The organism is Halomonas sp. B23F22_3, from assembly GCF_043496965.1.
GTDB lineage: Bacteria > Pseudomonadota > Gammaproteobacteria > Pseudomonadales > Halomonadaceae > Halomonas.
The window spans coordinates 34,168-52,974 of the sequence record NZ_JBIEKG010000007.1 but is presented as its reverse complement, the minus strand read 5'-3'; the positions used below and the strand labels follow the sequence as shown (position 1 = coordinate 52,974).

At 68.9% G+C, this 18,807-nt stretch carries 17 protein-coding genes; 9 read left to right on the top strand and 8 right to left on the bottom strand.

Annotation, left to right across the window (positions count from 1 at the left end):
* The first annotated feature begins 97 nt into the window (after window positions 1-97).
* Together rarD and ACGTNG_RS16295 are read left to right on the top strand one after the other, a co-directional pair.
* Window positions 98-1,036, top strand: coding sequence for an EamA family transporter RarD (gene rarD / locus ACGTNG_RS16300; protein WP_394797571.1), 939 nt, complete (start codon window positions 98-100; stop codon window positions 1,034-1,036).
* Window positions 1,037-1,106: 70 nt separating this feature from the next.
* A complete protein-coding gene (locus tag ACGTNG_RS16295; protein WP_394797570.1) occupies window positions 1,107-2,270 on the top strand; it encodes an NAD(P)/FAD-dependent oxidoreductase in 1,164 nt (387 codons plus the stop codon).
* Window positions 2,271-2,307: 37 nt separating this feature from the next.
* On the opposite strand, the gene ACGTNG_RS16290 is transcribed toward ACGTNG_RS16295, so the two are convergent.
* On the bottom strand, window positions 2,308-3,582 hold the full coding sequence (locus tag ACGTNG_RS16290) for an O-acetylhomoserine aminocarboxypropyltransferase/cysteine synthase family protein (RefSeq protein ID WP_394797569.1): 1,275 nt from the start codon (window positions 3,580-3,582) through the stop codon (window positions 2,308-2,310).
* A gap of 160 nt (window positions 3,583-3,742) precedes the next feature.
* Here ACGTNG_RS16290 and ACGTNG_RS16285 point away from each other — a divergent pair, with 160 nt between their 5' ends.
* From ACGTNG_RS16285 to ACGTNG_RS16275, 3 genes are all read left to right on the top strand, one after another.
* Window positions 3,743-5,464, top strand: a complete 1,722-nt coding sequence (locus ACGTNG_RS16285) for a SulP family inorganic anion transporter (protein ID WP_394797568.1) — start codon at window positions 3,743-3,745, stop codon at window positions 5,462-5,464.
* A 165-nt stretch (window positions 5,465-5,629) separates the two neighbouring features.
* The gene (gene csiR, locus ACGTNG_RS16280) at window positions 5,630-6,316 is read left to right on the top strand and encodes a DNA-binding transcriptional regulator CsiR (protein WP_394797567.1); all 687 of its coding nucleotides are present in this window, start codon (window positions 5,630-5,632) and stop codon (window positions 6,314-6,316) included.
* Between the two features lie 139 nt (window positions 6,317-6,455).
* A complete protein-coding gene (locus tag ACGTNG_RS16275; protein ID WP_138182399.1) occupies window positions 6,456-6,665 on the top strand; it encodes a YlcI/YnfO family protein in 210 nt (69 codons plus the stop codon).
* Between the two features lie 61 nt (window positions 6,666-6,726).
* Here ACGTNG_RS16275 and ACGTNG_RS16270 read toward each other — a convergent pair whose 3' ends face one another.
* The 3 genes from ACGTNG_RS16270 to ACGTNG_RS16260 are packed head-to-tail and all read right to left on the bottom strand — an operon-like array spanning window position 6,727 to window position 9,148.
* Entirely contained in the window at window positions 6,727-7,671 is a 945-nt protein-coding gene (locus ACGTNG_RS16270; protein ID WP_394797566.1) for a 5-oxoprolinase subunit C family protein, read from the bottom strand.
* Complete coding sequence (gene pxpB / locus ACGTNG_RS16265; protein WP_394797565.1) at window positions 7,671-8,396, bottom strand: 5-oxoprolinase subunit PxpB; 726 nt, start codon at window positions 8,394-8,396, stop codon at window positions 7,671-7,673. Before pxpB ends, ACGTNG_RS16270 begins: the two co-directional genes overlap by 1 nt.
* Window positions 8,393-9,148, bottom strand: coding sequence for a 5-oxoprolinase subunit PxpA (locus ACGTNG_RS16260; RefSeq protein WP_394797564.1), 756 nt, complete (start codon window positions 9,146-9,148; stop codon window positions 8,393-8,395). The genes pxpB and ACGTNG_RS16260 overlap by 4 nt, the downstream gene beginning before the upstream one ends.
* Window positions 9,149-9,368: 220 nt before the next feature.
* On the opposite strand from ACGTNG_RS16260, the gene ACGTNG_RS16255 reads away from it, so the two are divergent.
* Genes ACGTNG_RS16255 through ACGTNG_RS16240 form a run of 4 tightly spaced genes read left to right on the top strand, consistent with a single transcriptional unit; the run spans window position 9,369 to window position 12,843 of the window.
* Complete coding sequence (locus ACGTNG_RS16255) at window positions 9,369-10,370, top strand: TRAP transporter substrate-binding protein (RefSeq protein ID WP_394797563.1); 1,002 nt, start codon at window positions 9,369-9,371, stop codon at window positions 10,368-10,370.
* 54 nt (window positions 10,371-10,424) lie between these two features.
* Window positions 10,425-10,976, top strand: a complete 552-nt coding sequence (locus tag ACGTNG_RS16250) for a TRAP transporter small permease (RefSeq protein WP_394797562.1) — start codon at window positions 10,425-10,427, stop codon at window positions 10,974-10,976.
* 16 nt (window positions 10,977-10,992) lie between these two features.
* A complete protein-coding gene (locus ACGTNG_RS16245) occupies window positions 10,993-12,288 on the top strand; it encodes a TRAP transporter large permease (protein WP_394797561.1) in 1,296 nt (431 codons plus the stop codon).
* Window positions 12,289-12,324: 36 nt separating this feature from the next.
* A complete protein-coding gene (locus ACGTNG_RS16240; protein ID WP_394797560.1) occupies window positions 12,325-12,843 on the top strand; it encodes a winged helix DNA-binding protein in 519 nt (172 codons plus the stop codon).
* Between the two features lie 51 nt (window positions 12,844-12,894).
* On the opposite strand, the gene ACGTNG_RS16235 is transcribed toward ACGTNG_RS16240, so the two are convergent.
* From ACGTNG_RS16235 to ACGTNG_RS16220, 4 genes are read right to left on the bottom strand one after another with little or no spacing between them, the layout of a single operon-like run.
* Window positions 12,895-14,733 carry a protein kinase domain-containing protein gene (locus tag ACGTNG_RS16235; RefSeq protein WP_394797559.1) on the bottom strand — a complete coding sequence of 613 codons (1,839 nt, stop codon included), beginning with the start codon at window positions 14,731-14,733 and terminating at the stop codon, window positions 12,895-12,897.
* 17 nt (window positions 14,734-14,750) lie between these two features.
* Window positions 14,751-16,364: a dihydrolipoyllysine-residue acetyltransferase gene (locus ACGTNG_RS16230; protein WP_394797558.1), complete on the bottom strand. Its 1,614-nt coding sequence runs from the start codon at window positions 16,362-16,364 to the stop codon at window positions 14,751-14,753.
* A gap of 28 nt (window positions 16,365-16,392) precedes the next feature.
* Window positions 16,393-17,370: an alpha-ketoacid dehydrogenase subunit beta gene (locus tag ACGTNG_RS16225; RefSeq protein WP_394797557.1), complete on the bottom strand. Its 978-nt coding sequence runs from the start codon at window positions 17,368-17,370 to the stop codon at window positions 16,393-16,395.
* Between the two features lies 1 nt (window position 17,371).
* Window positions 17,372-18,586 carry a thiamine pyrophosphate-dependent dehydrogenase E1 component subunit alpha gene (locus tag ACGTNG_RS16220; RefSeq protein WP_394797556.1) on the bottom strand — a complete coding sequence of 405 codons (1,215 nt, stop codon included), beginning with the start codon at window positions 18,584-18,586 and terminating at the stop codon, window positions 17,372-17,374.
* Between the last annotated feature and the right edge of the window lie 221 nt (window positions 18,587-18,807).

Genomic DNA, 18,807 nt, shown 5'->3' with positions numbered 1-18,807 from the left:
AGACTACCGCAGCACCGCCGTCGCGTCAGCCGCCCCCCGCATGGCGGCGACGCCGATAGCCTGCTAACCTCGAGGGTTTCTGCGACACGAGACCTCCATGAAGCGCTCCCTCGATTCCGCTACCGGCCCAGGCTTCTCCCGGGAAACCGGCCAGGGCGTGGCCTTCGGCCTGGCCGCCTACACGATGTGGGGCTGCTTTCCGCTGTTCTTCGCCCTCTTTCAGGGCGTGCCCGCCTTCGAGGTGCTGATCCATCGGGTGATCTGGTCCTGCGCCTTCCTGGCCGGCCTGATCACCCTGCTCGGCCGCTGGTCGCCCGTTCGCCTGGCCCTGGCCGAGCCGCGGCGACTGGGTCGCGTACTCGGCTGCGCCCTGCTGATCGCCTTGAACTGGGGGCTCTATATCTATTCGGTGGAGACCCATCACGTGCTGCAGGCGAGCCTGGGGTACTTCATGACGCCGCTGGTCAACGTGGCCCTGGGCATGCTGGTGCTGCGCGAGCGCATGTCCCGCCTGCAGGGCGTCGCCATGGCGCTGGCCGTCGCGGCCATCGCGATCCAGCTGGTGATGCTCGGCGAGCTTCCCTGGATCAGCCTCACCCTGGCCTTCTCCTTCGGCACCTATGGGCTGCTGCGCAAGCAGGTGAGGCTCGACGGCCTCTCGGGGCTGTTCGTCGAGACCCTGCTGCTGTTGCCCCTGGGGCTGATGACGCTGGGCTGGCTTGCCCAGGCCGAGCTCTCCCACTTCCTCGACGGGGGCCGCACCACCCTGCTGCTGATCGCCAGCGGCGTGATCACCGCCCTGCCCCTGCTGGCCTTCGCCGGCGCCGCGCGGCGCCTGCGCCTGGCGACGCTGGGGTTCCTGATGTATCTCAACCCGACCATCCAGTTCGTGATCGCCCTGCTGGTCTTCCATGAGCCGTTGCCGGCCACTCAGCTGGCGACCTTCGTGCTGATCTGGATCGGCCTGGCCCTCTACTCCTGGTCGGCGTGGCACGCCCACAGTCGACGCGCCGCCCCCCAGACGGCGTCGCGCTGATCGGCCCGAGCCACCCCGGCCGCGCGGGCCGCGTCTCGCCCGCGCCTCGCCTTTGGGCTACCATCGCGCCATGAATTCCCCATCCCCACGCGCCGAACGCCCCCGCCTGCTGTTGGTCGGCGCTGGCCATGTCCACCTCCAGCTGCTCCGCCAGCGACGACGCTTCCCCCAAGCCGAGGTGATGCTGGTCGATCCCGGCGGCTTCTGGCACGCGGGCGTCGCCGCCGGCATGCTGGGCGGGCAGCACGGCGCCAGCGAGGGTCGGCTGGATCCGGTTCGGCTGGCGACGCACCACGGCGTGACACCGATCCGCGGCCGCCTGGTGAGCCTGGACCCCGAGGCGAAACGGGCGCATCTCGAGGATGGACGCACGCTGGCTTACTCGCTGCTCTCCCTGAATCTCGGCTCCTCCAGCCCCTGCCCGCCCCCCTCGTCGCCGGGGCCTCGCGTCTGGGCGATCAAGCCGATTCCGCGACTGCTGGCGTTGCGCCACTGCCTGGAGCGGGAATTCGCCCGCGGGCGGTCACCGCGGATCGTCGTGGTGGGAGGCGGCGCCAGCGGCGTGGAGGTCGCCTGTCAGCTTCGCGGACTGGCCAGGCGCCGCGGGGCCCGTGCCGAGATCCTGCTGGTGACCCGGGACGAACGGCTGCTGGAGGGCGCCCCGGCAGGCGCCGTGCGCTGGCTGATGCGCCACCTCGCGCGTCGGGAGATCACGGTGCGCTTCGGCGTGAACGTCGGCGGCCATGCCCCGGGGGGCGTGACCTTCACCGCCGCCGATCACGGCTGGGGAGAGGACAGCCTGCAGTGGCTCGCGGCCGACCACGTGGTCCACGCCGCGGGACTCGCCCCGCCCGAAGGGCTCGAGCGCCTGGGCCTGCCGCTGATTCCGGCGCGTGGCCTGGCCGTCGAGGAGACCCTGCAGAGCCCGGGCTCCCCCGACGTCTTCGCCGCCGGCGACTGCGCGGCCCTGATGCATCGGGTGCTGCCGAAGCTGATCCTCCACGACCTGCACCAGGCCGCCGTGCTGGCCGACAACCTCAGCGCCCGGCTGACCGGCGGCCCACTGACGCCCTATGTGCCCCGGCAGGTGGCCGTCACGATCCTCGACCTGGGCGACCAGGGGCTCGCCATCCGCGGCCGACACTGGTGGGGCGGGCGCCTGGCGCTGGCCTGGAAGCGCCGGCTCGACCGGCGCTTGTTCGACAAGCACTGGCGGCATCAGCAGCGCCCCTGAGCCGGGGCGCTCGATACCGGTGCGTCTTCATTCCCCCTCAGGCCTGGCTGGCGGCCAGGGCCTGATCCAGATCGGCGATGATGTCGTCGACATGCTCGATGCCGATGGAGAGGCGCACCATGTCGGGGGTGACCCCGGCCGCCTTGAGCTCCTGCTCGTTGAGCTGGCGATGGGTGGTGGCCGCGGGGATCGACGAGCAGGTCTTGGCATCGCCGATGTTGACCAGCCGCAGGATCATGCCCAGCGCATCGTAGAAGCGCGCGCCGGCCTCGAGGCCGCCGTTGATGCCGAAGCTGAGGATGCCCGAGGCTCGCCCGTCCATGTACTGGCGTGCCAGGCCGTGATCCTTGTGGCTCTCGAGCCCGGCGTACTGCACCCAGGTCACCGCCGAATGCCCTTCGAGGTGCTCGGCGATCCGGCGCGCGTTGTCGCAGATCCGCTCGATGCGCAGCGACAGGGTCTCGAGGCCCTGCAGCAGGTTCCAGGCGGCCTGGGCGGAGAGTGCCGCGCCCATGTTGCGCAGCGGCACCACCCGCGCCCGGCCGATGAAGGCCGCCTCGCCCAGGTCCCGGGTGTAGCAGACCCCGTGATAGGAGACGTCCGGCTCGTTGAGCAGCGGGAAGCGCTCGGCGTGCTCGGCCCAGGGGAAGCGCCCGGAATCGATGATCACCCCGCCCACGGTAGTGCCGTGACCGCCGATGTACTTGGTGGCCGAGTGGATGACGATGTCGGCACCGTGCTCGATGGGACGCCACAGGAAGGGCGTGGGCACGGTGTTGTCGACGATCACCGGCACCCCGTGGCGATGCGCCGCCTCGGCCAGGGCCGCCATGTCCACCACGCTGCCCGAGGGATTGCCGACGCTCTCGCAGAAGACCGCCTTGGTGCGCGCATCGATCAGCGCCTCGAGCCCCTCGATATCGTCCTTGTCGGCGAAGCGCACCTCGATCCCCTGGCGCGGCAGGGTATGCGCGAAGAGGTTGTAGGTGCCGCCGTAGAGCTCGCTGATCGAGACGATGTTGTCGCCGGCCTCGGCGATCGTCTGGATCGAGGCGGTGATGGCGGCCATGCCCGAGGCCACGGCCAGGCCCGCGATGCCGCCCTCCAGCGCCGCCAGGCGCTGCTCGAGCACCGCGCAGGTGGGGTTCATGATCCGCGAGTAGATGTTGCCCTCGACCTTGAGATCGAACAGGTCCGCGGCGTGCTGGGCGCTGTCGAAGGCGAACGAGGTGGTCTGGTGGATCGGCACGGCCACGGCGTGCTGGTCGTCGGGGGCGTAGCCGTGGTGCAGGGCGAGGGTCTCGGGCTTCATGGCGTGTCCTTTGGCGTTGTCATCGTGTGGGGTGTCACTGCGTATCGCTGATTCATCCGATGCTAACCAAGCCTGAACGTCGAGACCAATATCGTTTAGTCTGGTCGGCATGCTCGCGGCTCACCGCCCACCGCCCAAGCCACCGACACGGCGTGACAGGATGCTCAAGCGCTACCTCCCGATCCTCACCTGGCTGCCCCACTACACCCGCCGCCTGGCCGGCGCCGACCTGCTGGCCGGCGTGATCGTCAGCATCATGGTGATTCCCCAGTCACTGGCCTATGCCCTGCTCGCGGGGCTGCCGGCGGTGGTCGGCCTGTATGCCAGCATCCTGCCTCTGTTGGCCTATACGCTGCTCGGCACCAGCCGCACCCTGGCCGTGGGGCCGGTGGCGATCATCGCCCTGATGACCGGCGCGGCCCTCTCGGGGGTGGCGGCGCCGGGCACGCCGGAGTATCTCCAGGCGGCGCTGGTGCTGTCGCTGCTCTCGGGGCTGATGCTGACCGCCATGGGACTGCTGCGCCTGGGCTTCTTCGCCAACTTCCTAAGCCACCCGGTCATCGCCGGGTTTCTCTCGGCCTCGGCGGTGCTGATCGCCGCCAGCCAGGCGGCCCACCTGCTCGGCATCGAGGCCAGCGGCTTCACCGCCCTGGACCTGGTGGCGAGTCTCGCCGGCGATCTGGGCCAGACCCACGGGCCGACCCTGCTGATGGGCCTTGGCTGCCTCGTCTTCCTGGTGGGCATTCGCCAGTTCGGCAAGCGTGCCTTCACGGCGCTGGGCCTGCCGGCGGGGTTCGCCGGGCTGCTGACCCGCACGGGCCCGGTGATCGCGGTGATCGTGACCACCCTGCTCAGCTGGCAGCTGGGGCTGGCCGAACGCGGCGTGGCGGTGGTCGGTGGCGTGCCCGGCGGGCTGCCGCCGCTGACCCTGCCGCCACTGGACCTGCCGCTGTGGCAGCGCCTGCTGGTCCCGGCACTGCTGATCAGCGTGGTCGGCTTCGTGGAGTCGATCTCCATGGCCCAGATGCTCGCCGCCAAGCGCCGTGAGCGAATCTTGCCCAATCAGGAGCTGGTGGGCCTGGGAGGCGCCAACATCGCGGCCGCCTTCACCGGCGGCATGCCGGTCACCGGGGGCCTCTCGCGCACCGTGATCAACTTCGAGTCCGGCGCGCGCACCCCCATGGCGGGGTTCTTCGCGGCGCTTTGCATCGCGGCGGTCACGCTGGCCCTGACCCCGCTGCTCTACCACCTGCCCATCGCCACGCTGGCCGCCACCATTACCGTCTCCATCCTGACCCTGGTGGACATTCCCCTGGTACGCCAGACCTGGCGCTACTCGCGCAGCGACTTCTCGGCCATGGCGGTGACCATCGTGCTGACCCTGGTGGAAGGCGTGGAGGCCGGCATCATCTCGGGGGTGGCGCTCTCCATCGGGCTCTTCCTCTACCGCACCAGCCGCCCGCACAGCGTGCTGGTGGGGCGCATCGAGGGCACCGAACACTTTCGCAGCGTGCATCGCCACCAGACCGAGACCGTCAGCCACCTGGCCATGCTACGCATCGACGAGAGCCTCTACTTCGCCAACGCCCGCTATCTCGAGGACACCCTCTACGCCCTGGTGGCGAGCCGCCCCGAGCTCGATCACGTGGTGCTGATCTGCTCGGCGGTCAACCTGATCGATGCCTCGGCCCTGGAGAGCCTCGAGGCGATCAACGCCCGGCTCCAGGACTCCTCGGTCACCCTGCACCTCGCCGAGGTGAAGGGGCCGGTGATGGACCGCCTCAAGCACAGCGACTTCCTCGATGACCTGACCGGCCGGGTGTTCCTCAGCACCTATGCGGCCTGGCAGGAGCTGCGCCAGCCCCGGGAGGCCGCCGACTGACGGCGGCTACGAAACGCCCTTGAGCGACGGCGGCACCGCGCCCCGACTCAACCCGAAATATCCACCATTCCCGTAAGCATCCATGTTTTGGCATCGGAGGGGATGATTCACCATAGTGGCGATCATTGGGTATGATGGCCGGGACACTCAGGACGACAGCGGGCCATGGACACCATCGCGAAACAGAACCTCGGCGTCAGTGCCTATCACTGGCTGAAACACGACATCATCCGCGGCGTCTTCACGCCCGGCGAGAAACTGCGCATGAGCGGGCTCAAGGAGCGCTATGGCCTGGGCATCGGTCCCCTGCGCGAGGCCCTCTCGCAGCTGGTGGCCGAGCACCTGGTGGTGGCGATCAGCCAGCGGGGCTACCGCGTCGCCCCCATGTCGCTATCGGAGCTCAAAGACCTCTACGACGCCCGGGCCCAGCTCGAGGGGCTGCTGCTGGAGCTGGCCATCCAGCGCGGCGGCGACGACTGGGAGGCCGAGATCCTGGCCAAGGCCCATACCCTGGCCAAGGTGACCGAGGTCAACACCCCCGAGGAGCAGCTCGAGGTGTGGGATGCCCGCCACAAGGCCTTCCATACCGCCATCGTCGCCGGCTGCGACTCGCCCCACCTGCTCAAGGTCCGGGAGGGCCTCTTCGACCAGGTGGAGCGCTATCGCCACCTGTGGCTGCGCGAGACGGTCTTCTCGGGCGAGGCCCTGACGCGCAAGCGCGACGAGCACGAGGCGCTGGTCGAGGTCATCCTCTCCCGCGACGTCCCGCGCGCCGCCCGCATGATGCGCGAACACCTGATGACGCCGGTGCCGATCATCACCGATGCCATGAAGCGCCAGGGACTGGCCTGAGCACGCCTCACACCAAGGCACCACCGACGCGTTTCCCGCGCGCCTCGATCCAGGCGTTCCCCTCGCCCGGCCGAGGCGTCATGATGGTGTCATGCGCCGTCGCGACACTCGACTCAGACCCACTGCAAGGAACACCCCCATGCCCCATCTGCTGCGTTTTTCCCGTGACATCGAGACCCGCCTCGAGCAGGCCAGCCAGCATACCGGCATCACCAAGGCCGAGCTGATCGAACGCCTGGTGCAGGACGGCCTGAGCGACCTGGAGACCCAACTGCTGCTCGAGGGCGGTGCGCCCCGCGTCGAGCGCAGCATCGACCAGCTGCTGCGCGAGAGCGGCCTGGGAGCGTAAACGAGGGCGTAACAAGGTGCCTGGCGAGACATGTGAAGAGGCGCCCGAGACGGCGCCTCGTTCAGGCGAAGGTGCGGCGAAAGCGGCGATATTCCTCGAGCGCCCGCTCGGTGGCGGCCGCCTTCAGCCTCACCTCCTGCCCGGGCAGGCACTGGGCCAGCCGTGAGCAGGCCAGCGGCGTGAGGGCGCCCAGCCGAGGATAGCCGCCGATGGTCTGGCGATCGTTGAGCAACGCGATGGGCTGGCCGTCCGGCGGTACCTGCACCGCCCCCAGGCCGATCCCCTCGGAGATCATGCTGGTCACCCGGCAGTGAAGGGGCGGCCCGGCCAGCCGGACGCCCATGCGATCGGCGCGATCGTCGACGCGCCAGGACGTATTGAAGGCCCGATAGAGGCTCTCCCCGCTGAACTCCCCCACCTGGGCCCCCGGCAACAGCGACAGCTCTGCCGGCTGCCGATAGTCGATCCGCGCCTCGGGGGGGGCCTCACGAGCCTTATCGCGACCACTCCCGGCGCGATGCGGCACGACCCGCAGCCGGTCCCCCTCGGCCAGCCGATGCCCCTGGCCATCATGGCCGCCGAGCCCTTCGCGCACCACGCAGGCCACGCTGCCGAGCACCGCCGGCGCCGCGAAGCCACCGGGCACCGCCAGGTAGGCCCTCAGGCCGTTGACCGGCGTGTCGAAGGCGAGCCGCTGACCGGCCTTGATCGCGAGCGACCGCCAGCCGGCGAGCGGCTCGCCGTCGAGGGTCGTGGCGAGATCCGCGCCGGCCACGGCCACCCTGAGGTCGCGCTCGGCGACGAGTTCCAGCCCGCCGAAGGTCACCTCCAGGGCCGCCGTGCCCCAGGCGTTGCCGACGAGATGGTTGGCCCAGGCCCAGCCGTGCAGGTCCGCGGGCCCGCCCTGGGTCACCCCCAGCCGACGCACGCCACAGCGCCCGGCATCCTGAAGCAGCGCCAGGGGGCCCGAGCGTGTCACGCGCAGGCCGTCGACGGCATCGGTCATCACGCTTCCTCCATCGGGCGGGAATCGCCGCCCAGGCGTTCGAACTCGGCTCGCTCGATGGGCACGAAGCGCACCCGATCGCCGACCTGCAGCAGGCTGAAGCCCTCCCGGTCGCGATCGAAGAGCACCGCCGGCGTCCGCCCGATCAGGTTCCAGCCGCCCGGGGTGACCGCGGGATAGGCGGCGGTCTGGCGGCCGGCCACGGCCACGCTGCCCGCCGGCACCCGGCGCCGCGGGGTGTCCAGGCGCGGCGCCTCGAGCCGGGCATCGACGCTGCCCATGAAGGCGAAGCCCGGGGCGAAACCCAGGGCGAAGACCCGATAGTCGCGTCCGCTGTGGCAGGCGATGACCTCGTCGCGGCTCATGCCCGCAAGCTCCCCCAGTCGCTCGAGCTCCGGCCCCACCGAGGCGTCGTACCATACCGGCAGCTCCTTGACCGGGGCCTCCGCCGCGCCCTCATCGGGGGTGAGCCCCGCCAGCAGCGCGACCAGGCGGCGCCGGGCCTCGTCTGGCGAGAGTCGCAGCGGGTCGAAGATCACCAGCAGGGTGGTGTAGGACGGCACCAGGTCGATCAGGTCATCGCCGAAGGCCGCCTCGCACTCCCTCACCAGGGCGGTGAGCCAGGGCATGTTGGCCTCGTCGATGGCGTCGAACAGGCGCACCATCCAGCCGTCGAGCCCGGCGGGCTCGAGGCGCGGCAGGGTGGGGGCAAACCGATGACTCACGAGGCGCTCGCCAGGCTATCGAGGGCCTCGCGGATCGCCTGGATGGCGGCGATCGACTCGGCGTTGTCGCCGTGCACGCAGAGGGTATCGGCGGCCAGCACCAGGCGACTGCCGTCGCTGGCCGTCAGCGGCTCGCCGCCGGCGATGCGCCGGGCCTGATCGACGATCACCTCCGGATCGTGATGCACCGCGCCGAGCTCGCGCCGGGAGACCAGCCGCCCCTCGCCATCGTAGGCGCGATCGGCGAAGGCCTCGAACCACAGCGTCACGCCGTGGCGCTCGGCCAGCTCTCGCGTCGCGGAAGGGTCCCGGGTGGCCATGACCATCAGCGGCAGGCGGGCGTCGAAGGCCTTGAGCGCGCGCATCACCGCCTCGAGGGTGTCGGGGTCGCGCATCATGTCGTTGTAGAGCGCGCCATGGGGCTTCACGTAGCCGACGGTCAGGCCCTCGGCCCGACAGACCCCGGCCAGGGCACCGAGCTGGTAGAGCACCAGATTCTCGATCTCCTCGGAGGAGCAGGCCATCGAGCGACGGCCGAAGCCCACCATGTCCGGATAGGCGGGGTGGGCCCCCACGGTGACGCCGTGGCGCTTGGCGAGCCGCACGGTCATGCGGATCACATCGGGGTCGGAGGCGTGGAAGCCGCAGGCGACGTTGGCGAGGTCCACGTGGGGCATGACCTCGTGGTCCAGCCCCATGACCCAGGGACCGAAGCTCTCGCCCATATCGGCATTGAGCAACAGACGCTTCATGCTCCATCTCCTCGAAACCAGTGTTTGACGAGAATTTATCAACGTTTTATCGATAAGACATCGTTCTTTAGTCTACATATCGTTGACTCGACCTCCCTCGCCTCCCTAATCTGCCGTCCAAACACCCGCTAGACTGGTTCAGGACGATCCGCCCGCGGCGTCCTGCGTCGCTGCCCGCCGTCCCGCAACGACCACACGCATTCGACACGAGGTACCGCCCATGACTGCCCGCCTTCCCCTTCTGTCTCTGACCTCGGCCGCCGCCATTGGTCTCAGCCTAGCCACCCTGGGCGGTACCGCCCAGGCGGCGACCGAGTGGAACATGCCCACGCCCTATGGCGACATGACCTTCCACACCGTCAACATCCGCGAGTTCGCCGATGACGTTCGCGAGGCCACCGATGGCGAGCTGGACATCACCGTACACTCCAACGGCTCGCTGATCGGCCATGCCGAGATCAAGAACTCGGTGCGTCGCGGCATCGTGCCCATCGGCGAGCTGATCATGTCGCGCCTGGCCAACGAGAATCCGATCTTCGAGGTCGACTCCGTGCCCTACCTGGCGTCGAGCTACGAGGATGCCGAGACCCTCTGGGAGGCCTCCCGGGAGGTCATCGCCGAGGAGCTCGCCGAGCAGCGGTTGCGCCTGCTGTTCGCCGTGCCGTGGCCGCCCCAGGGCATCTACACCCAGCAGTCGGTGGAGGGGCCCGACGACCTGAAGAACCTGAGCATGCGCGCCTACAACACCGCCAGCGAGCGCTTCGCCCAGCTGGTCGGCGCCGTGCCGACCCAGGTCGAGGTGCCGGACATTCCCACCGCCTTCAGCACCGGGCGCGTCGGCGCCATGATCACCTCGCCGGCCACCGGCGCCGATACCAAGGCCTGGGACTACCTGAGCCACTTCAACCATGCCCAGCTGTGGCTGCCGAAGAACATGGTGATCGTCAGCGAGAAGGCCTTCTCGCGCCTCGACGAGGCGAGCCAGCAAGCCGTGCTCGAGGCGGCTGACGCGGCCGAGACCCGCGGCTGGGAGATGAGCCGCCAGGAGACCACCGACGCCCTCGCGGTGCTCAAGGAGAACGGCATCGAGGTCAGCGAGCCGACGCCCGAGCTCGCCACCCTGCTCGAGGAGGTCGGCGCGACCATGACCGAAGAGTGGGCCGGCCGCGCAGGTGACCAGGGCGCGGCCATCCTCGAGGCCTACGAGGCCGCCCGCGACTGATCCGCCCCTCCCTGCCGGGGCGCATCGCCCCGGCAGCCGTCTCTGGACCCTGCCATGACCTATCGCCTCAGACCCCTCTACCAGCTGGGCGGCTACCTCGCCGCCCTGTGCCTGTGCCTGATCTGTACGCTGATCACCGCCCAGATCCTCGGCCGCATCGTCGACCGTATCGCCACCGCGCTCGGCGGCGATCGCATCGGCCTGGCGATTCCCGGCCTCGCCGAGATCTCCGGCTTCCTGCTGGTCGGCGCCAGCTTCCTCGGGCTCGCCTACACCTTCGTGCACGGCGGCCATATCCGCGTGACGCTGCTGGTCGGGCGCCTCTCACCGGCCCCACGCGCCTTCGTCGAGGTCTTCTGCCTGAGCATCGCGCTGATCCTCGGCCTCTACCTCGGCTGGTACCTCTACTGGCTGCTGGCCGACAGCATCGCCTTCAACGAGACCTCCTACGGCCTGCTGCGCATCCCGCTGTGGATTCCCCAGTCCGCCATGCTCGCCGGCGTGGTGCTGTTCTGCCTGGCCCTCGCCGAGGCCTGGTGGGCGACCCTGGTGACCGCCGTGACCCGGCCCGCCACCTTTACCATCGACGACAGCGGCCAGGAATGAGCCCCGGAGACACACCATGCTCGTGATGATGACGATCCTCTTCGTCACCCTGATGCTGTTGCTCGGCAGCGGCGTCTGGGTGGCCTTCTCGCTGCTGGGGCTGGGGTGGCTCGGCCTCTCGCAGTTCACCTCGGTGCCCACCGGCGACGTGCTCGCCTCCAACGTCTGGGGCGAAAGCTACAGCTGGGAGCTCACGGCCCTGCCGATGTTCATCTGGATGGGCGAGATTCTCTTCCGCTCGCGGCTCGCCGACGACATGTTCACCGGCCTCTCGCCCTGGATGCAGCGCATCCCGGGCCGCCTGCTGCACACCAACGTCATCGGCTGCGGTCTGTTCGCCGCCGTCTCCGGCTCCTCGGCGGCCACCTGCGCCACCATGGGCAAGATGACCATTCCTGAGCTCACCCGCCGCGGCTATGACGAGCAGCTGGTGATCGGCACCCTGGCGGGCTCGGCGACCCTGGGGCTGTTGATTCCGCCGTCGATCATCCTGATCGTCTATGGCGTCGCCACCGACCAGTCGATCGCGCGGCTGTTCATGGCCGGCATCTTCCCGGGCCTGCTGCTGATCTCGCTGTTCGCCGGCTACCTGATGCTCTGGTCCTGGCGCTTCCCGGACAAGGTCCCCCCCGCCGAGAGCGGCCTGCCGCTGGGCGAGAAGTTGCGCCGGGCGCGCCGACTGATCCCCTTGCTGGCACTGATCGTCGGGGTCATCGGCTCGATCTACGCGGGGCTCGCCTCGCCCACCGAGGCGGCGGCCGTGGGGGTGGTGCTCTCGCTGCTGCTGGCCCGGGTCCAGGGCAGCATGAACGGCGCCGTGTTCCGCGACGCCCTGCTCGGGGCGGTGCGCACCTCGACGATGATCGCCTTCATCCTCGCCGGCGCCGCCTTTCTCACCGCGGCCATGGGCTTCACCGGCCTGCCGCGTGAGCTCGCCGCCTGGATCGGCACCCTGGGGCTCTCGCCGGTCATGCTGCTGGCGGCCCTGACGCTGTTCTTCATCCTGCTGGGCTGTTTCCTCGACGGTATCTCGGTCGTGGTGCTGACCACCTCCATCATGCTGCCGATGGTCGAGGCCGCCGGCATCGATCTGATCTGGTTCGGCATCTACCTGGTGGTCGTGGTGGAGATGTCGCAGATCACCCCGCCGGTGGGCTTCAACCTCTTCGTGCTGCAGGGCATGACGGGGCGCAACATCCTGTCGATCGCCTGGGCGGCCATGCCGTTCTTCTTCCTGATGATGCTCGGCGTGGTGCTGATCAGCGTCTTCCCCGGCATCGTGACCTGGCTGCCCCAGGCCATGGGCAACTGACCTCGACCGCTTGGACTCATCGACAAGGAGCAGCACATGACGCGTGAACGGACACCCCGCGGCCCCATCGTCTCCTCGGAGCACCTGTCGCGCAGCAGTCAGGAGCTCTCGGAGTTCGAGTTCGGCCTGATCATCTCCGGCCACGCCTTCGACCGCTGGATGGTGCGCTGCATGACGGCCAGCGGCTATCCGGAGCTCGGCGCCCTGGACGTGCTGGTGCTGCACAGCGTCAACCACCGGGAGCGCGCCAAGCGCCAGGCGGATATCTGCCTGGTGCTCAACGTCGAGGATACTCACACGGTGACCTATGCCCTGAAGAAGCTGGGGCGTCTGGGGCTGGTGGCCGGCGAGAAGCAGGGCAAGGAGAGCCTGTTTCGCACCACCGAGCTCGGGCGCGAGGCCTGCAGCCGCTACGCCGAGATCCGCGAGGCCTGCCTGGTGGACTCGCTCTCCTCGATGGGCATCGAACGTGAGGAGATGAGTCGCCTGGCGGGCCTGCTGCGCGCCATGTCAGGGCTCTACGACCAGGCCGCGCGCTCCGCCGCCTCGTTGTAGGCAGGCCGCCCGAACACGACGGGGCCGTAGCGGCCTCCCTACCGAGGCCGCTCAGCCACGGGCGGCCTCGGCCAGCGCCGCCCGTGGGTCGCGGGGGTAGAAGCGCTCGGGCTGGCGTTCGATATGGGCGAAAAAGCGGGTGTCCTTGTAGGGCATCTTCATGAACCCCGAGACCCCGAGCCCCTCGATCAACCCCACCGCGTCGAGGATGTCCTCAAGCCGGCGGCGAAACTCCGCTTCCCGGGAAGGGTCCAGCAGGCGGTAGTGGCTATGGATCTTCAGGTGCTCGGGCAGCGCCTCGAAGATGATCATGCCGGTGTGGTGGATCTCGTTGAGGGCCTCCAGCGAGGTGATGATCGCCTCGGGCAGCACCAGAAACTCCTCGGGATCCGGGCCATCCTCGAAGTAGCTGTGCAGGCGCGAGCGGTCCTCGAGCTCCGGCACCGCGCTGACCTCGTAGTGCAGCCGCATGCCGGGGGTGAGCACGAAGGGACGATCGACGCTCTCGCGCTCCAGGTGCAGGGTGTCGCGGGCATTGAAGAGGCAGCTCTTGAAGATCCCGCGGCGATGGATCGCCCGGGCGAGGGTCACCATGTTATTGACCGCGGCAATGAACGCCGGCTTGAGGTAGGGGTCGTGCAGGTTGAGCGAGGTATCGATGTAGACGCCTTCGGCCTCCCAGCGCACCGCCAGCCCGCCGACCACCGGATAGCGGCCCAGCCGACTGACCGCGGCCAGGAAGGCCTTCTCGGTCTCGCCCATGTTCTGCATGAAGTTCTTGTAGTAGCGGTCGAGCTGGACGTCGTTGACGTCGTTCAGCGTCTCGCGTCCGCCCTCCTCGCGCAGGAAGGACTTGCGCGAGCTGTAGACCACGGTATCGATCTCGCGCCCGGCGGGCCGGCTCCAGACCGGCACCAGCGGCGCCTCCTGAGGCGTCGGCAGGTCGATCATCACCAGCCGGCCGAGGCGCGGCATCTCGCGGATGAAGTGATCGCCGGCGCGCCGGCGCGTGCCCGGGTCGGGATCGAGCATGCCGTCGAGCATGCGCGCGAACTCCCTGGGCAGGCCGAGGGAGGTGGCCGGGATGGCCCGGTGGCCGAAGCGACAGGACTGCGCCGAGGCCAGCGCATAGAGGGTGGCGGCTGCGCCCTGCTCATCGAAGCGCGGCGAGGAGAGCGCACCGCCCAGCTGATCCTCGCCGATGAAGTAGACATCGCCCAGGCGGGCGTTGGTCTGCTGCAGGTTGTCCGACATCAGTTCCATGACGTTGGTCGCCACGAACTGCTGGTTGGCATCGAGCTGGGCGAACACCGAGGAGCCCCAGTCGATCAGGGCGATGGTCTCGTCGGACGCGTCGAAGACCAGGTTGGAGGGCTTGATGTCGCCGTGCACCACCGGCTTGCCGGCAGGTCCCGATTCCCGGCGCAGGGCGCGCAGGATATCGGCCAGCTGGTCGGCGATACGCACCACCAGGCGCGGCGAGAGCCGCCCCCGCTGCAGCGAGACCTCCTCGAGGTTGAAGCCCGGGGCCCGTTGCATCACCAGGATCGACTGGCGACGGACCCGCTGGAAGACGATCAGCTTCGGCACCCGCGGGTGGTCGACCTGCTCCAGCATGAAGGCCTCCTCCTCGAGGCGGTCCTGCAGGCGCTGGGGCAGGTTGACGCGGGTGAACTTGAAGACGTACTCCTCGCCCACCCCGGTGAAGCCGGCGAACACGAAGCCGTAGGCGCCCTTGCCGATCAGCTCGATGCCCCGGTAGCCCAGCTGTTCCAGCTGGGCCTGACACAGCGACACCCACGCCTTGAGCTTGCGGGCGTCGTCATGGCTGAGCAGGTAGATCGACTGCTCTTCCGGGATGTAGAACTGCTGCAGGGACGCCTGGGTCATGGTGGTGAGCTCATGGCTTATCCAAGATGCAGGAGCATCGTCTCCGGCGCCTCCAGGTAGCCCTTCCAGGCGTTGCAGAAGCGGGCGATGGTGCCGCCGTCGATCAGCCGATGATCCCCCGCCCAGGTGATCGTCATGATCGCCCGCTTGACGACGTTGTCGTCGGCATCGAAGCGCGGCAGCCACTGGGTCTTGCCGATGGCCACGATGGCCACCTCCGGGGCATTGATGATGGGTGCGGCGTAGGTGCCGCCCAGCGCGCCGATATTGGAGATGCTGATGGTGCCCTCCTGCAGGTCGGCGGAGGCCACCCGACCCTCGCGAGCCTCGGCCGTCAGACGCTGGATCTCGCCGGCGATCTGAAGCAGGCTCAGGCGCTCCACGCCCTTGACGTTGGGCACCATCAGGCCCGCCTTGCCGTCCACGGCCATGCCGATGTTGCACGACGGCAGGTAGTGGATCTCGTCGCCCGTCTCGTTGAGCCGGCTGTTGAGGATCGGGAAGTCGCGGATCGCAAGCGCCATCGCCTTCATGAAGAAGGGCATCAGCGTCAGGCGCGCATCCCGGGCCTGGGCCTCGGGCTTGAGGCGCTCGCGCAGCGCCAGCAGCTCGGTGACGTCGAGCTCTTCGCCGTACTGAAAGTGCGGGATCGTGGAGGCCGAGGCGACCATCTTGCGCGCCATGGCGGCGCGAATGCCGCGCATCGGCTCCACGCCGCGCACCTCGCCCTCGGAGCCTGCTGAGCGCGCGGGCGCCTGGGGCTTCTCGGCAGCGGGCGATGCCTCGGCGCTGGCCGTCTCGCCACGCGCCAGGAAGGCCTGAATGTCCTCCTTCAGCACCCGGCCCTGCTTGCCGGACCCCGGCACCTGCTCGAGGCGCAGCCCGTGCTCGCGCAGCAGGCGGCGCACCGCCGGGCTCGCCGGGATCCGCCCGTGGGGGCCATGCCCGCTCGTCTCGCGGGTCACCGGGCCAGACGAGGCGTCCGTCCTGGCCGCCTGAGGGGCCTCCGGGGTCGACGCGGCGGGCTCGGACGACGCCTGCTCGCCTGCCGGCTCGCCATCGACCGGTTCATAGGCAAACAGCGGCGCGTGCACCTTGGCGATCTCGCCCTTGGCCACGTGGAGCTTGGCCACGCGCCCCGCCTCGGGGGCGGTGATCTCCATCATGGCCTTATCGGTCATCACGTCGACGACCGGCTGGTCCTCCTCGAGGCTGTCGCCCTCTTTGATGCGCCACTCGACCACCTCGCACTCGACGATGCCCTCACCGAGGTCCGGCAGGATGAAATCCTTGGCGACGGCGCTGGCGGTCGCGGCCGGCGCGGACGGGGCGTCGCTCTCCGGCGCATCGGTCTTCTGCTCGGGCGCCTGAGCCTCGGAGGACGCGGCCGATTCGCCCTCGGCCTCGTAGGCGAACAGCGGCGCATGCACCTTGGCGATCTCGCCCTTGGGCACGAAGAGCCGGGAGACCCGGCCCGCCTCGGGGGCGGTGATCTCGACCAGGGCCTTGTCAGTCATCACCTCGACCACCGGCTGGTCCTCCTCGATGACGTCACCCTCCTGGATGCGCCACTCCACCACCTCACACTCCACGATACCTTCGCCGATATCGGGCAGCTTGAAATCTGTCATCTTGTCTCTCCTGTCCTGGATCCGGTCGTCAGAAATTCACGCTTTCGCGGATGGCCTCGACGATCTTCAGATGGTCCGGCAGATACTCCTTCTCCAGGGTCAGCGGGAAGGGAGTATCCAGGCCGGTCACCCGGGCGATGGGCGATTCCAGGTACAGGAAGCAGCGCTCCTGGATGGCCGCGGCGATCTCGCCGGCGAAGCCCCCGGTGCGCGGTGCCTCATGGGTGATCACCAGCCGGCCGGTCTTGAGCACCGACTCGGCCACGGTCTCCTGATCCCAGGGCAAGAGGCTTCTCAGATCGATCACCTCGCAGGAGATACCGTCCTTCTCGGCCATCTCCACGGCGCGCTCGATCACCTCCATCTGCGCGCCCCAGCCCACCAGGGTCACGTCGCTGCCCTCCTTGGTCACCTCGGCCTCGCCGATGGGCAGCTGGTAGTCCTCCTCCGGCACCTCGCCGACGGAGGCCCGATAGAGACGCTTGGGCTCGAAGAACAGGACCGGATCCGGGTCACGGATGGCGGCCAGCAGCAGCCCCTTGGCCTGGTAGGGGTCACGGGGAATCACGACCTTGAGGCCGGGAGTATGCGCGAAGTAGGCCTCCGGCGACTGGGAGTGATAGAGCCCGCCGGAGATGCCGCCGCCGTAGGGGGCGCGGATGGTCAGGCCGCCGACGTTGAACAGGTCGCCGGAGCGGTAACGGAACTTGGCGGTCTCGTTGACGATCTGGTCGAACGCCGGAAAGATGTAGTCGGCAAACTGGATCTCGGCGACCGGCACCGAGCCTTGGGCGGCCAGGCCGTTGGCGAAGCCGATGATGCCCTGCTCCACCAGCGGCGTGTTGAAGCAGCGCGCGCGGCCGTACTTCTCCTGCAGGTGACTCGTGGCGCGGAAGACGCCGCCGAAGCTGCCCACGTCCTCGCCGAAGCAGAGCACCTTGTCGTCCTCGCCCATGGCGATGTCCAGGGCGTTGTTGATGGCCTGCAGCATGTTCATGGTCGGCATCTCACTTCTCTCCCTTGGCCGCGGTGTCGTCACCGGCCTGCACGTCCGGGTCCAGGGCACGCGCCCCCTTGGGATAGGTCTCCGGATACTGACGGATATGGCGCTTCAGCGCGTCGAGCTGACGCTGCAGCTCCGGGGTGACGTCGGCATAGACATCGGTCACCAGGCTGTCCAGGGGCGGCGGCGGTCGCTTCTCGGCCCGCTTCATGGTCTCCAGCACCTCGCGACGCAGGCTCTCCTGGAGCGCCTTCTCCTCGTCATCGCTCCACCAGCCCAGGTCGGCCAGCCAGCGCTGCATGCGCAGGATGGGATCCTTCTCCCGCCAGGCCTCCTCTTCCTTCTTCGAGCGATAGCCGGAGGGATCGTCCGAGGAGGAGTGAGCGGCCAGGCGATAGCTCATGGCCTCGATCAGCACCGGCTGGTTGTTCTCCACGGCGATCCGACGCGCCTCGCGAGTGGCCGCGTGGACCGCCAGGATGTCGTTGCCATCGACGCGAATCACGTGCATGCGATAGCCGAAGGCCCGCGGTGCCACGCCGTCGGCGGCGAACTGCTCGATGGAGGGCGTGGAGATCGCATAGCCGTTGTTGCGACAGAAGAAAATCACCGGCACCTCATGGACCGCCGCCATGTTCAGGGCGGCGTGGAAGTCACCCTCGGAGGCCGCCCCCTCGCCGAAGAACACCGCGGTGCACTGGCCGTCGCCGGCGAGCTTCTGACCGTAGGCGTAGCCGGTGGCCTGGGGAATCTGGGTCGCCAGCGGCGACGAGATGGTCATGTAGTGCAGCTTGCGCGACCCGTAGTGGATCGGCATCTGGCGGCCCTTGCCGTAGTCCAGCTCGTTGCCGAACAGCTGGTTCATGAACTCGTCGAAGGTGAAGCCGCGATAGATCAGGGCGCCCTGCTCACGGTACTGGGCCATGATCATGTCGGCGTCGTCCAGCGCCGCCGTGGCGCCGACCACGGCGGCCTCCTCGCCGGTGCACTGCATGTAGAAGGAGAGGCGTCCCTGGCGCTGGGCGGCGAGCATCCGCTCGTCGAGCACCCGGGTGGCGAGCATGGCACGGTAGATGGCCAGCGCCTGGTCCTTGGAGAGCTCGGGCGCCTTCGCCCCCTCATGGAGGGTGCCGTCCTGCTTGAGTAGGCGGAAGGTCGGAATGCTGAACTCGTCACCGGCCAGGAAGGTCGGCTCGTGGATGTCCGGTGTTGTTGTCATCGTCATGATCCTGTGCCCCTTTTGGGGGCAGTGTTGTCTTTAATGTTCCGGACCGCCAGGGGGTCGCCCCGGGGCCGGTCAACGCAACAGGCTTGACGTTAACGTAAACTGGACGACTTGGGTAGTCCCCGATCGAGCGAGCTAACGGCCGAGTGAGACGCAGGCGTAGGGGATGCCGGAAAGCAGCGCGCGAGTGACGGGCTCGAGGCGGGGCCGCGGCG